Origin of the sequence: Runella aurantiaca (assembly GCF_003339505.1) — a bacterium.
GTDB lineage: Bacteria > Bacteroidota > Bacteroidia > Cytophagales > Spirosomataceae > Runella > Runella aurantiaca.
The window spans coordinates 108969-123603 of sequence record NZ_QPIW01000002.1; the positions used below are offsets into that span (position 1 = coordinate 108969).

The following is a 14635-nucleotide window of genomic DNA, read 5'->3' on the forward strand; positions in this document are numbered from 1 at the left end:
TTTATTCGTTCGTTTAAATGTGTACAAAAGTATTCAATAGCCAACCGATTGACTCTTTAACGGGCGTATGATAAACAGGACGCATCCAGACGTAGTCACCCTTAAAATAATAGGTTGGAAAAAAAAAGGATATACAAACCGCCGTTATTACAACTTTCTTCACAAAAACAGGGCTTTCGGTTTCGTGAAGCATTTTTAAGGCAATAAACAGGAGCGGGAATATTAAGGTTAAACTTTTGGTGGTATCAAGAATACTGAAGGATACTACTAGTGCTCCTAAAAAAGTGATAAATGCCAGTAAAAACCACTTGAATTTTACAGTTCGGCGGCTTTGATAGGCATATACTACAAAAAAGATGAGTAACAGCCAATATCCTTCAAAGGGTAGCAGCATTCCTAACGGTATATGATTAAACTGTTCGTAAAGGCACCAGAAATAATCAGCTCCTGTGCTTCGAGGGTGTAATTTGTACGATTCTGATCCTTTGATAAAATAGGTAAACAAATAATATCTAACCCCAAAATATAGGAAGAGATTGACGATGTAAACCAACGAGAATGCTTTGAATTTTTCAGGAATGTACAACTTCCACCATAACAGCATGATTGGTGAAAATACGAGCATGCGCTCGTCAGACCAGAATCCTAACAACAAACTCAAAAACAACACAGGGAGGTTTCTGGTAACAACGGTCAGTAGTGTGAAAAAATAGGCGAACGGAATCAGCCAAGTAGAAACATCCCAAAAGAAATCCTTCCCTAAAAAGATAAAACTAAAGCCAAGACAGAAATAACTCGAAATTAGTTTGTCTGCCGTAATTTCGTACACCAGCCTAAGTACGAGATAAAAGAAGGCGATGCCAAATAGATGTTCAATCACGGTCAGCAAACCAACTACCCGTATTTTGTGCGTAGTGTCTAAGATGCCCGCAATCAATACTGGGGTCAACCTGTATTGTTTATTGTGTTCATTCGTCCCCAATCGTTCTTTATTTTCACCAAATGGGTCTTTTGCTTTCTGGTGAATAAAATCCCAAGCGTAATCGTGGTTTTTAAGGTTTGAAAAGTAATAGTAATGAGGAAACGAGAACATCAAAACCAAAAAACAGCAAACAGCCGTAACTCTGACTTTCCAAAATTTACCAACCAATAGGTACGAAGAAACCATGCTGTCGCTTCGTGCTATCAGAGATGATAAATAGGTTTGAATCATTACAATTGTATTTTTAACTGTTTAATGAATATTGCTCTTTTTAGATTTTAGAAGAAGAAAATCTTACTTCAACAAAAGATTCCAAGCCAAAATCACTAAAATACCAAGGACCATTGCAAAAACATAGAAACCTGTTTCTCCCGTTTGTAACAAACGCAGACGCCCCGATAGGAACTGTACCAAACGGCCCGTGCCATTTACTACTAAATCAATCAGGAATTCACCGAAGCTATACAGCAAGTCGGATAACTTACGCATGGGATTGACAAACACAGCTTCGTAGAATTCATCTACATAATACTTGTTTTGTAAAACCTTGGGAAAGCCCGTTACGTCTTTGTCGGCGGCAGGAACTACTTTTTTGCCCATAAAAAGATTATAAGCAAACAAAATAGACAAAACCGCTGCCCCTACTGATACGCCCATCAGGATATACTCGGTAGAATGCTCCAAATGACCTTCAAACAAATCAGGGTTGACTTGTTTTGACAATTCAAACAACGGAGCCATAAAATGAGCCAGTGATTCTCCACCGCCCAATACGTGAGGAATGTTTAGCAAACCACCTGCGGCTGACAATACCGCCAAAATAATCAGCGGAATGGTCATCGTTGCGGGTGACTCATGCAGGTGATGCTTCTGGTCGTGCGTACCACGGAACTCACCGAAGAACGTCACAAACAATAAACGAAACATGTAAAAAGCAGTCATCATTGAGGTAAACAAACCAATTCCCCACATGATTTGATTGTGCTCAAATACGTGTGCTAAAATTTCGTCTTTTGAGAAAAAACCGGAAAGCGGGAAGATTCCCGAAATAGCCAAGGTAGCAACGAAAAATGTCCAGAACGTCACGGGAAGGTGCTTACGCAAACCACCCATGTTGCGAATATCTTGCTCGTCAGACATGGCATGAATCACGCTTCCTGCCCCCAAAAACAAAAGCGCTTTGAAAAATGCGTGCGTCATAACGTGGAACATTGCCGAGGTATAAGCGCCTACGCCCAACGCAAGAAACATGTATCCTAATTGACTTACGGTTGAGTAAGCCAGTACTTTCTTAATGTCGTTTTGGTACAAACCGATGGAGGCCGCCACTACCGCAGTCAACAATCCAATGCCGCCTACTACGCCCAATGTAGCTGGCGCAAGCGAGTACAACACGTTGGAACGAATCACCATGTAAATCCCCGCCGTCACCATCGTAGCGGCGTGAATCAGGGCTGATACGGGCGTCGGACCAGCCATTGCATCAGGCAACCATGTATAAAGAGGTATTTGGGCTGATTTTCCCATCGCACCCACAAAGAGCAAAGCCGTAATGGTGACAATAACGGTGTCGTTGATGCTAAAACTACCGTTGGCCGCTTTGGCAAAAACCTCAAGGTATTCTACTGAACCAAAGGTTTGGATAATCATGAAAATACCCAACAAAAAGCCTAAGTCACCGATACGGTTCATGATAAAGGCTTTGCGGGCGGCGTTGTTGTAGTTGGTTACTTTGTTCCAGAAACCAATCAATAAATAAGAACAAAGTCCTACTCCTTCCCAACCAATAAACATGATGACGTAGTTGGAACCCATCACGAGCAATAGCATGAAGAACAAAAACAAGTTGAGGAAGGCAAAAAACTTCCCGAACCCTTCGTCGTGATGCATATAGCCCATTGAATAAATGTGAATCAATGAACCTACGCCCGTAACGACCATGAGCATCAGGAGCGATAGCTGGTCTATTTGGAAGGCAAAAGGAATGGTGAGCTGGCCAATGGAAATCCAATCAAATAGTTTCACCACCTGTGGTTGACCCTCAAAGGCGTTCCACGCTAAAATGGATATGGCAAAAGCACCGAGCGATGCTGCCGAACCGATAACGCCCGCAAGGCTTTTAGGGACATGACGAAATCCAATCCCATTGATGATAAAGCCAATGAGCGGCAAAAGGGGTATTAAAAAAAGTAAGGATGAGTTCATAAATTGCTCAATTTGAGAATTTAAAAATTTGAAAATAGCCGATGTCGTATCTCCAAATCAGAAAATTACCACTTCAACTTGTTCAGGAATCCAATATCAATAGTACGCGTATTACGATAAATCATTACGATAATCGCCAACCCTACGGCTACTTCGGCCGCGGCTACCGCCATAATAAAAAAGACAAAAACCTGACCTACAGGGTCGGATTTGTAGGTTGAAAAAGCGATAAGCAACAAGTTGACGGCATTGAGCATCAATTCGATACTCATAAAGATAATCAGCGCATTACGACGAGTTAATACACCCACAATACCGATGATAAACAAAGTCGTTGCTAACAGAACGTAGTTTTGTAAAGGGATAGATTGAACAACGTCGGGAATTGACGGGGTAGCTAATGGGAACATAGTGCAGTTAGGTCGAAAGAAGTCTTATGGTCAACGAGGATTTTCCAAAAACGTGGCAAATTTACTGAATAATCGTACTTGCCCAAATTCAGGCCTCAAAAAACTATGACCGTTAATTCAGCATTTTGATTATCTCTCACTGCAATAGTACGGTAGGAATTTGCAAGAACCAAGAAGATTAAGGGTTTTTGCGCGAAAGTGTCGCAATCCATCATTTTGTTATTTTTGGGAAATTACTTCCAAACCAGCCAGCAAACCGCTAATCTAGCGGAGGGATTTCTGACGCGTTTGCAATTTTGGGAGACAAAAAGTGTGAAAAATATTACTGGCGTAGGCACTATATTTAAACCCGTCATTAATAAATCTGGTAGTAAGATAAATTAAATATAGGAGGGAGTAATTAGCTCATTATGAGTTTGAAATCTATTTTATTTCTTACTATAAACTATTTTGATTCTATTTGATACGTTTCAAAATTTTGGATTGAATTAGATGAATGTCATGAACTTTGAGTAATAAACAGCAGGAGATAAAAATACCACTAGAAATTAAAGCCGCAGAAGTCCCTATCAAAAATCCAGTTATTTTGCTGTAAGAAACGGCATCACCCCAAAGGGTATTGAACTTCCACCCCGCCACCGCCCCTATAGCAAATGCCAACGTAATCTTAGCCACTTCCATTGCTTCATATATTCCCAAATAAGTTCTTTTTTTACTTAAAACAGTCAAAAAAGGAACCAATGCCATTAACAAACTATGTAAAAACACTTGAAACATGACGCCTTTGAAACCCAGATTTCTGATGAGAAGATAACTCAAAGATGCCGAAATTACGTGCATTATCCCCCAATAATAATATTGCCATTCAGGGTGGGTTACAGTAATGGCTAATTTTCGAAAAATCATATAAGGACTGGTACAAATCATGGTAAGAAAAAAGATGCATAATAACTCATAGACGCTGGTTACGTTATTGACGGTAAATTTTTCTCCACCCCACAATGTCCATATCAAAAATTTGCCGCCTGCCCAGAAAGGTAACAGAATAAAAAGACTCATGAAATAGGAAAAATTAAGGTTCTGGGCTACAAACTTTTTGACCGACTTGGCATTATTGTTATTAATAAGGTTATTGATTTGGTTAAAAAACACCGTACTGATAGGGCTCATAAATACGTTGGCTACTTTACCATAAATGACTTCAGCATACCGGTAAATGGCATAAGTCCCAGGAGGAAGCAGCGAGAGAGAAGCGTTAAAAATAAAAATATATAGCTGTACACCCACCATATAAAAAGAGGTGGCACTAATGGAATGAAACAACTCGCGAAGCGAAAAAAAATGATTTCGTAACGTGAAAGAATGTTTATATCCAATTTGCTTAAGGTAATAAACAGTAGTCAGAAATTGAGCCAATATGCTGAGAATAAGTCCTAATACTAAAGCGTCAATCTGGCCGCCCCACACACTCAACAGTCCAATGGAGATGAGCAGCGAGAGAGTATTGGTCAATTCTACTTTGCCGTAAATATTTTCGGCATTGAGCATCCCTTGAAATAAGTTGGTCGCAATCTGAATGGGCATCAATAACCCCGTCCAGTAAAATATTTTTAAAACCTCGGCCTTGGCTAAGTCTTCAAATCCGGGTACCATCAGTTGAAGTATGAATTCTCCACCTGCAAAAAGCAATAATACCAACATCAAGGCCGTAAAAGTCAAAAAATTGGTCAGCATTGCCACAATTGACATGGCTGCTTTAGAGCCAGACTCTTGTTTTATTTTATGGTAACGGGGTATAATAATCTCCATGAGTTGACCCGTTTGCACAAATCGTGCAACGGTGGTGCCAAGTACAGTTGCTGCAAAGAATGCTTCAACTGCTGCCGAGGTTCCAAAGTAATAAACCGTCAATGTAGAATAGGTTACGTTGAGGATGATATTAAAGGTATTGAGACTGAATAGTACCCCTATATTTCGGTAATCAAGACTCATCGGATGGCTTTGAATAATTTTTTTATTGCCTGTTTTACCGCAAACTCAGTACGATGCTTCCATGTATATAAGAAAGGGTAGTCAGCTAATCGATTTTGTTGGTAATTTGAATCAACAACGTGGGTCTGGAGCGACTGTAAATGCTCCCTAACATACTTCGGAGAGTTTTGTGGTGTCAAAGCTACTTTTTCCATCCATAAATCTTGGTGTAAGTCCAGCTTTTTTCCTCTTAATGATGAAATAGGAATGTGATTACATCGCATACTTTGAAGAATTTCCTCATTGGTCATACCGCCGTGCGGAAAAGTTCGATACTTACGCAGGATTGCTTCTTTGGGGTAGCAATAAGAGTATTCAAAGAGGAGGGGATATTTCCACTCCCCATGCGCCCCAATGTTGTCTGAGCGCAGGAAGCCCATGCCCATTTCACCCTCCGCTTGTCGAATTCTTTTTACAGTTGTCATCGGTGTAGCCCGAAGGGCTAACCAAAGGTTGTCGAAGTCATACCAAAATCGCCGACGGGGTACGCAAACCAAGCCGTCTTTGGAGGCAGAAAGCTTCTCCAATAAAAAAAAAAGATGATTGGGGTCTGAGGTTAGATCTAGAGCTTCGTCGGCATCTGATAGTAATACCCATGTATCATCTTGGTATTTATGAATGATGTATTCACGGGCCAAAGAGCGTTGTCGACGTTCAGAATTCATGCCCTGTGTGTCAACATCCGCCAAAGTATAATCAATTGGAGGGTGCTTATTTTGTGCCGATATGATATGGATGCGGTCACGGTAAGGGGCAAATCTTTGGTCTGAATCAATCACATGCCGGGCAAAAAGACCTTTATACTCACCTTGAAATGTATAATCGTTTTCCACAATAATCCATTCCGAAATATAGTCCCCGCCCAGAATTAATTTTATCAACAATACTTCCTTTTCATGGGGTTCGCTGAAGAGAAATGTATCAATTATCTGCATATTATAAATTTAACACCGATAGGATTGTGTGGTTATAAGTTGCCAGAAACAACTGGCCTCTGTGGTATTATTAAGATTTATGCTCCTCTATTTTTCTGAAAATAACAACGCTAGTGCAGTATCACTTTACAATTATTATGAATCTATGACCTGGGTGATATATAACGATATAGCTCATGACTTAGTACAGCATATAGTTCTTCCCAATGCGACGAGGGAATGAAAGTTGTGTGATCAACCCGATGATGTATGGTGTTCGTATTAATAGGGAGCGAGTAGGGGATAGATTTTTATAATGGTATAGGTTTCGAGAGTTAGAGGTACGTAAGTTTTATGATTAAAAAGATGGTCGTTGTTCCAGAATAATTTCCACGAATTCGCGCACGGCTCCGTCGCCGCCACGGGTTTGGAGCAACAAAATGTTGGGAATTTTTTTGACGGCTGCCCTTGCATTGGCGGGGCAGGCTGGCAAACCTACGGCTTGCAATAATTCCAGACAATTAATATCGTCGCCAATGTAGGCAACTTGGGTCAGTGTAATGCCCATTTCGGCGCAAATTTCCTCGGCTGCGGCTAGTTTTCCGCCGTCGCGCTTGCCTTGATACAGATAATCGGCCTTTATCTTGGCCGCCCGACGCGCCACGATTTGGGTATTTTCGGAAGTGATAATACCCGTTTTTATGCCCGCTTTCCGAAGCAATTCAAACGCCATTCCATCATAAGTATGGAAACGTTTAAATTCATCACCGCTTTCGGTGTAGTACATACTTCCGTCTGTCAATACACCATCTACGTCGGTCAAAAATAATTTAATGTTATTCATTTTATAATGTTGATTACCAGGCGGTCCATCCTCCATCTACCATTAAAACTGAGCCCGTCATGTACGTAGATTCGTCTGATGCCAGCAGCGTAAAAGGCCCGCGCAATTCTTCACGATTTGCCATGCGTTGCAGCGGCGATAGTTTGGCGAAATTGGTTAAGAAAGCTTCGTCGTGGTTATTGAAAATCCCGTGAGGGACCACGGCATTGCACCGAATGTTGTTTTTTGCGTAAAAAGTGGCAATGTAACGCGTAAAATTAGGAATAAACGATTTGGAAGCGATGTAATCAATGGGTTTGTAGTTTTGTGTACCCTGCCCAAAATCGTATAAATCCTGATTGGGAGCCACCACTGAGTAAGTGGAAGCCACGTTGATGATGTTGCCATAGCCTTGGGTCAACATCTGGCGGCAGGCCGCTTGGGTCACGATGATAGTGCCCGTTAAGTTTACTTCTACCGACCGCCGCAATAGGTCAAGCGGATAATTTTCAAATCGACTTTGATTGACTTGTGACATACCCGTTTTGTCAAACTTGGCGTCAATCGCGGCGTTGTTGACCAAGACGTCAATGGTTCCGAAATGGGCCACGATTTTGGCGATTCCGTCGGCTACTTGTTGCTCGTTGGTAATGTCCATTTCGACCACGATAAAATCAGCCTCGTCAAAATGAGTATGCAGCCACGCCACGGTGTCGTAGTCAATCCGAACGTCGGTCCATGCTACCCGCGCCCCTTCGTTCATGTAGTGTGTGCAGATTTCTTTACCAATCAGCCCGAAAGCACCCGTGAATAAAATGGTTTTCCCCTTTAACTTTTGCATCGTTTAATTACACATATTTAGAATTGCGTCTGACTCCCGCAGGTACTGTTCGGTGAGCGAGGTGGTAGAAGACAGGGTTGTATTCTTTAAAAAATCAATTGTTTGTTGTCGAAACATTTCATTGCGCTCAAAATCAGGCTCTTCAATAGTTTCGATACCGTAGGGTGTTTGAATGATAATTTTATTCTGGAAATAATCGAACGTCACAAAGGCATCATCAAATACCAGTTCATAGGTTCTTTTGGGCACTTTTTGGTAATAATTCAGTTGCACAGCGCCTGTGATTCCGCTGGGGTATTCCAGCAAAAATGATGCCCCAGATTCTACGTTTACTTCTAAGTTGGAGCGATAATTATAGGACCGCTGCCAACGAAGCGGTAACTCACCCACCAACCAACTGACAATGTCGAGGTCATGGCTGAGCGTGAGGGCTACGCCGCCGCCCAATTCGCGTTTGGCCGCGTATGAACCGCGATAGTCTTCCCACGGGTGCCAATTAGGCAAATATTCGCCCCAGTATGTGCTGAATGACAATAGATTACCAAAACGTTTGTCGTCAATAATGGATTTCAGTTGCCGCATTAAAGGATGATAACGCAGCATGTACGCCACTTGAACCAAGCTGTTGGTTTGGGCCGCCTCTTTCTTCAATTCTTGGATTCCTTCGGGATGGTTTGCCAGCGGTTTTTCGACCAACACATGAATCCTGCGTTTTACACATTCAAGGGCTTGCGCAAGATGTTGCGCTGTGGGCGTACAAATGATGGCTGCGTAAGGTTTAATGACCTCAATCTCATTGAACTCGGTGAAGCAATAAACGCTGTCGGTTGGTATGTTTCGTAACGGCAACATCCGTTGTCGGTATACATTAATGTTTTGATAACCAAGTGATTGCAAGATTTCAATGTGCCGCTCGCCGATGGAGCCAGCACCAATGACCAAGAGAGGAAGTTGGGTAGAAAGGCTCAATCGTTTATTAAACTAGGTTGAAATTTAATACAATCCAATCGCTGCATTACTTCCTCTGCTTTGAGGAAACTGTTCATGTCATCAATGTCGATGGCGTAGTCAAAAGGCAAAACGTATGGTAAAATTGGGTAGCCCGACATGGATTTTTTCTCTAAAATAACGGACGGACGAATCACATCCAGCGTACCGATTTGCCAATGCACGGGTGGTAATTTTTGCCGTGGTTCGTTGTAAGGTTCCGGCAACGTCGGATGTTGCAGTAGCGGACGCATGGAAGCCGTATCTTCGTCATACAGCCACATTTTATAAGGGGTAATGGGCGCACTCGTAATCATGCGCAGGCTGTCGGCTTTGGGCGTATCAAGGAGGCGCTGAATGGCCTCCTCCATGTGCTGTACCGTACGAATAGGCGACGTGGGACGCAACTGAACCACCAAATCGGGGGTGTAGTTTTCGTTATCCAACAACCATTGTAGGGCGTGGGTAAAGACGTCGATATCGGTACTTAAATCTTGGGCAAATTCAACTGGCCGCAGAAACGGGACTTCGGCCCCGTAACGGGCGGCTACGGCGGCGATTTCTTTCGAATCCGTAGAAATGATGGTTCTGGTAATGGAGGGCGTATCGAGCGCTGCCTTCACACTGTACGCCACGAGCGGATGCCCCGCCAGCGGAAGCAGGTTTTTGTGGGGAAGTCCTTTACTACCTCCCCGCGCCTGAATAATGGCCAGTACGTTGGGTCGTGACAAAATATAAAAAGTTGAGTGATTAAACGGTTGGCGTTTTCCGGTATTTAAGTTTGTTGCGCTGCTCGGCCTCAATATCCAGAATTTCGGTGCTTTTATACGTAAGCGCCTGCTGAATGTGGTGCAAATCACGGACTAATTTTTGTAAGCCGGGCACTTCCAGTGAGGCTGCGTGGTCGGTGCCTTTCCATGTACGATCTTTGGTAAAATGGCGCTCAATCCAACGAGCTCCCAACGTATAAGCGGCAATATCAGCCGCAATGCCGAGGTGGTGTCCTGAGAAGCCTATTTCCTTTACGCGATTGCCGTAAACATCGTACAGACGATTGATTTCCAGTAAACAAATGTCTTTGAAAGGGACGGGGTAGCCAGAGGTGCAGTTGTAGAGCACAAGCCGGGTTTGGGCCTGATTGGTTTCTTCAAAGAAAGCAACGATTTCTTCAATTTCAAGAAGAGTGGTCATCCCAGATGAAATGTGAATGTCGCCCGCGTAGCCGTCACGCAGCAATGTCAACATTTCATAATTGTTGTTACAAGCCGACGGAACCTTGATAAAATCGGGTTTGAGGCCAATGATTTCGTGGGCCGAAGTCATATCCCAGACCGAGGTAGCGTAGCCGATACCAATCGACTCGGCGTAGGTTTTGAGGTCGGCGTGTTGTTCCCAAGTCAGTTCCAAAAATTCGCGGTGGGCACCGTAGGTGTTTCCGTAAGAGTTGTAAGGAATAGGGTGCGGCGAATTGTATTGCTCTTCCGTTAAAAGTTCGCGAGCGTTGCGTTTCTGAAATTTAGCATAATCGGCCCCGCACTCTTTCGATAATTTGATTAACTCCTTCGCAATCCCAAAGTCGCCCATGTGGTTACAACCGATTTCGGAAATAACGAGCGGTTTACGATAGTCAAAACTGAATCCCATGGATTATGTCGTTACTTGTTAAGTTCTTCTGTTGGACTTAAATTCTTTACAAAGGTAATGGTTGGTTTGTAGTTTTGGTCTTTTGCTGTTTTTCTATGTCATTAATTCCGCGCTCACGCTTACCTTTGCAACAAAAAATCAGGATAACCAGAGAAGGGTGTCGCTTTGTATAGAAGAAAGCGAAGGAGAGGAGAAACTTTTTATCCTGATTTGAGTTTTAAAATTGTGTATTAGAAAGTATTGTAAAACTAATGGCTTCGCCGTTGCGTAAGTAGAATAAATTGAGTTCTTATTCTCAAAACGGCAAATTTAATCAGCTTATTTCTTTTGTATCTATCAAAAAAATGACCTCATCTGTTTCTGAATCGATTCCGACTACGCAAAAAAAGCTCGGAAAAACGGGCGTATTGATTGTTAATTTAGGAACTCCCGACAGCCCTTCCACCCCGGATGTACGTAAGTACCTTCGTGAGTTTTTGATGGATGGTCGGGTGATTGATATTCCTTATCTTCAGCGTTTTATGCTGGTCAATTTGATTATTGCCCCTTTTAGAGCCCCCAAATCGGCGAAGGTTTATAAAGAACTATGGTTGCCCGAAGGCTCTCCTTTGAAAATCTACGGAGAACGGGTAGAAAAATTGTTGCAGGACGAGCTGGGCGATGCCTACGTGGTAAAGTTGGCGATGCGCTATCAGAATCCTGCCATTGAAGTTGGCTTGTTGGAATTTCAGAAAATGGGCTTGACCGATATTATTGTCATTCCATTCTTCCCCCAATATGCTTCGGCTTCCACTGGCTCTGTATATGAAGAAGTGATGCGCGTATTGGCAAAATGGCAAGTGATGCCAGAGCTTCGCTTTGTCAATCAATTCGTTAATCATCCCAAATTTATTCAGGGATTTGTGCAGAATGCCCAAAAATACATGGCCGAGCATGAATTTGATTATTTCCTGTTTAGCTACCACGGCTTGCCCGAACGTCAGATTACCAAAGGAGATGTGACTGGCAGTGTGTGCCGATTTGGAGAATGCTGCGGCTCACTTACAGCCATGAATCAGCATTGTTACCGAGCGCAATGCTTTGAAACAACGCGTTTATTGGTCAAAGCACTCAACATTCCCGAAGGAAAATACATGACCAGTTTTCAGTCGCGTTTGGGCAAAACGCCTTGGGTACAGCCCTATACGGATGATGTAATCAAAGAATTGCCCGGTAAAGGAATCAAAAGCGTGTTGGCATTTTCGCCGGCATTTGTGGCCGATTGCCTCGAAACTACCATTGAAGTAGGCGAAGAATACAAAGAGTTGTTTGAAGAATCGGGTGGAAAACATTGGCAACTCGTCGAAAGCCTCAACGACAGCCCGATTTGGATAGAAACGCTGGTGGATTTGGTAAAAAACGCCTGAGGAATTATTCTTTTATAAATTTGCCAGTAACTATTTTGTCGGCCATCGTTCTGATAAGATAAGTTCCTTGTGGCAGATTCCTTACATTAAAATCGTGGATGTGTGTCAGAGACTGTTCGGGTTCCTGATATTCGTCCACGATTTTTCCTTTTACATCAATAAGTTGAAATAAGACTTTAACCGGCTTAGTTGCGGAATAAGAAACTTTTACTCTGTTTTGTGCCGGAGAAGGAAAAATTTCCAAAAAATCTTTAGGCTCAGGTTCTGTACTTGTAATTACTCCATTACCTGGATATTCAAAAGGCGGAATGATAACTGGGTCACCTCCTTGGTCTATTACCTGTAATGTCACTTCTCGTTGGGTTTCACTGATTCGTACGCCATCACGCCATTCTTCCACAATAACGGCATACGCGTAGCTGCCTACTTGGACTGGTGAATTCCATGTAAGCTCACCCGTTTGTGAATTGATTTGAAAGACACCTTCGCGGGTTACTTCATTTGGATACCGATAATCAGCAATATCTTTAACAGTACAAGTGCCTGGCTGGCTTTGTTTGCTAACTTCTAAACGATAAACTAAGCTATCTCCCTCTGCATCAATGGCATTTACATTGTCTCTAAAGACTTGTTTTGAATAAGCCGCTTGGGTTCCCACTACGGAATTCAGCACTGGAGTGGTATTTATAATATTAGTTGCAAACGTAGTTTGGATATAAAAAGGGGTATTAACGGAACTGAAATTGGTGAGGCCACCATTCCGATTTTCGATGGCTACCGAAACCGTGTAAGTGTTGGGAGTGGCGTAGGTAAATTCTGTTTGATAAACGTTAAATGATACGTCAGCAGACACGCTAATTCTGGAGGTTCCGGTTGCTGCGATGGTTTGATTTTCCTCTCCTACACAAATCGTTATTTGATTTCGCGCATCAGCAGAGAGACGACCTCCGCGTTCATCCATGTACAAATTTACCGTTATTCGATACTTGAGTCCTTGATTTTGGAGGCGTTTAATCGCAATTTCCCCCCCCAAGTAGGTGCGAAGCATACGCTGAGTGAAGCAGGCTGAATATACAAGCGAAAGTAAAGAGTTTTTTCATGGTGCAGTCGAGTAGTATTATTGCGTAAACGACTGACCATCAAAAGTTATTATACGATATTGTACGGCTTTATCCCAGTTTTTTGGGGCGACCCAGACGTGTCTTATCTTGAAGGCAGCCCAATTGCTTTTCTTTATAACGCTCAATAAGTGCCTTCAAAGTTGGAATGAATTACAGAGCGGAATGTAGAACCTGAATCCAATAATAACAGCGATTCTACTCGATTGTGAATCTTAACTGTCAATGAACGTTTTGTATGGTGTACACTATACAAAAAGAACATTATAGCTATCAACAAAATTTAGAGATGAAATTATTGAAAATTTGTTGATAAGAAAACCATTTGAATTACCTACCTCCGTCCCGAAACCGTAGGGGCTTGGGCCAGTTCAATGCGTCGATTTCGGTAGCTTTGGGTGGCTACGTCGCGCAAAACGTTGAGGGAATCGGCGGTGTTGTAGGAGGCCAGACCACCGTAAATAACGCCGTCGATAGATTTGAGGGCATCGGCCAACTGCGCATTGGAAAGGTTATCGGTAATTTCCTTGGTGGTGTAGGTAGCGTAGGGTTTACGTTCGAGGCGTTGGAGGTACATTTTCCAGAGAATTACGGCTTTTTCGGCGTTGTCGATGCCTTTTTTGCCGGTTACATCGCGCGTGAGTCGCGAGAAGTTTCGTTGAAATTCCTGATTACGGCGAAACATCAAAAACAGCTCCCACTGCCGTGTGAGGGTTTCTCCAAAGAGTAAATAAACGCCTGTTCCAATCAATAAAACCAGTAGAGAAGCGAGCAGAATAAAAGGGAAGTTGGTCTGGTTTTGGAGCGGGATAATCTGCGTATCGGCTTTCAAATCAAGCGTATCCAAAGCGCCTTCTTTGATGAGTTCCTTTAAATAGATCGAGTCTTTGGCGGAATAAACGGCGGTGCAATCGCGGCCCGTCAAAATCCAGACGGGCACTTCCAGCGTTTGGATTTTGTCCAGTTCAAACGAAAGTAAGGTATAGACGGCGCTGTCCAAACTGCCTGCTTCGTTGGTCTTGGTAGGGAAATAATCAGACTTTGTAATTTGATAAGGACGAAAATCGGCGCTGGTATCGGGGAAAAAAACTTCGATTTTGGGAGAATGCCGAAAACTCAGGGCGTATTGAAAAGGCTTACCGATTTCAATGCTGTCGGTCAGAAAACGTCCCTGCGGTCGTTGCGCCTTTAGTGAGTTGACAACAAAGCAGAAAGTGCAAAGCAGAAATACGCGAAGGACTTTTCCCATCATTGACTCCATAAAAGCGAACCTG

13 protein-coding genes are annotated in these 14635 nt (G+C 42.8%); 1 reads left to right on the forward strand and 12 read right to left on the reverse strand.

The features are described 5' to 3' along the window. Nucleotides 1–13: 13 nt before the first annotated feature. The 10 genes from DVG78_RS03615 to DVG78_RS03665 form a co-directional block, all read right to left on the reverse strand. Nucleotides 14–1213, reverse strand: a complete 1200-nt coding sequence (locus tag DVG78_RS03615) for a hypothetical protein (RefSeq protein ID WP_147276983.1) — start codon at nucleotides 1211–1213, stop codon at nucleotides 14–16. 63 nt (nucleotides 1214–1276) lie between these two features. After that, nucleotides 1277–3187 (reverse strand): NADH-quinone oxidoreductase subunit L, encoded by a 1911-nt coding sequence (nuoL, locus tag DVG78_RS03620; protein ID WP_114459714.1) that lies wholly within the window; start codon nucleotides 3185–3187, stop codon nucleotides 1277–1279. A gap of 65 nt (nucleotides 3188–3252) precedes the next feature. Continuing rightward, entirely contained in the window at nucleotides 3253–3597 is a 345-nt protein-coding gene (gene nuoK, locus DVG78_RS03625) for an NADH-quinone oxidoreductase subunit NuoK (protein ID WP_013928043.1), read from the reverse strand. A 456-nt stretch (nucleotides 3598–4053) separates the two neighbouring features. Then, nucleotides 4054–5589, reverse strand: coding sequence for a murein biosynthesis integral membrane protein MurJ (gene murJ / locus DVG78_RS03635; protein ID WP_114459716.1), 1536 nt, complete (start codon nucleotides 5587–5589; stop codon nucleotides 4054–4056). Continuing rightward, on the reverse strand, nucleotides 5586–6563 hold the full coding sequence (locus DVG78_RS03640) for a hypothetical protein (RefSeq protein WP_114459717.1): 978 nt from the start codon (nucleotides 6561–6563) through the stop codon (nucleotides 5586–5588). The genes murJ and DVG78_RS03640 overlap by 4 nt, the downstream gene beginning before the upstream one ends. 337 nt (nucleotides 6564–6900) lie before the next feature. Then, entirely contained in the window at nucleotides 6901–7386 is a 486-nt protein-coding gene (locus DVG78_RS03645) for a 3-deoxy-D-glycero-D-galacto-nonulopyranosonate 9-phosphatase (RefSeq protein WP_114460024.1), read from the reverse strand. 13 nt (nucleotides 7387–7399) lie between these two features. Next, nucleotides 7400–8206 (reverse strand): SDR family oxidoreductase, encoded by an 807-nt coding sequence (locus tag DVG78_RS03650; RefSeq protein WP_114459718.1) that lies wholly within the window; start codon nucleotides 8204–8206, stop codon nucleotides 7400–7402. Nucleotides 8207–8209: 3 nt separating this feature from the next. Then, nucleotides 8210–9175, reverse strand: coding sequence for a Gfo/Idh/MocA family protein (locus tag DVG78_RS03655; RefSeq protein ID WP_114459719.1), 966 nt, complete (start codon nucleotides 9173–9175; stop codon nucleotides 8210–8212). Next, nucleotides 9172–9924 (reverse strand): acylneuraminate cytidylyltransferase family protein, encoded by a 753-nt coding sequence (locus tag DVG78_RS03660; RefSeq protein ID WP_114459720.1) that lies wholly within the window; start codon nucleotides 9922–9924, stop codon nucleotides 9172–9174. The genes DVG78_RS03655 and DVG78_RS03660 overlap by 4 nt, the downstream gene beginning before the upstream one ends. Nucleotides 9925–9943: 19 nt before the next feature. Further along, on the reverse strand, nucleotides 9944–10837 hold the full coding sequence (locus DVG78_RS03665) for an N-acetylneuraminate synthase family protein (RefSeq protein ID WP_114459721.1): 894 nt from the start codon (nucleotides 10835–10837) through the stop codon (nucleotides 9944–9946). Between the two features lie 344 nt (nucleotides 10838–11181). Here DVG78_RS03665 and hemH point away from each other — a divergent pair, with 344 nt between their 5' ends. Beyond that, complete coding sequence (gene hemH / locus DVG78_RS03670; RefSeq protein ID WP_114460025.1) at nucleotides 11182–12243, forward strand: ferrochelatase; 1062 nt, start codon at nucleotides 11182–11184, stop codon at nucleotides 12241–12243. Between the two features lie 4 nt (nucleotides 12244–12247). Here hemH and DVG78_RS03675 read toward each other — a convergent pair whose 3' ends face one another. Then, nucleotides 12248–13291 (reverse strand): T9SS type A sorting domain-containing protein, encoded by a 1044-nt coding sequence (locus tag DVG78_RS03675; protein ID WP_114459722.1) that lies wholly within the window; start codon nucleotides 13289–13291, stop codon nucleotides 12248–12250. Between the two features lie 404 nt (nucleotides 13292–13695). Further along, entirely contained in the window at nucleotides 13696–14622 is a 927-nt protein-coding gene (locus DVG78_RS03680; protein WP_147276985.1) for a hypothetical protein, read from the reverse strand. Between the last annotated feature and the right edge of the window lie 13 nt (nucleotides 14623–14635).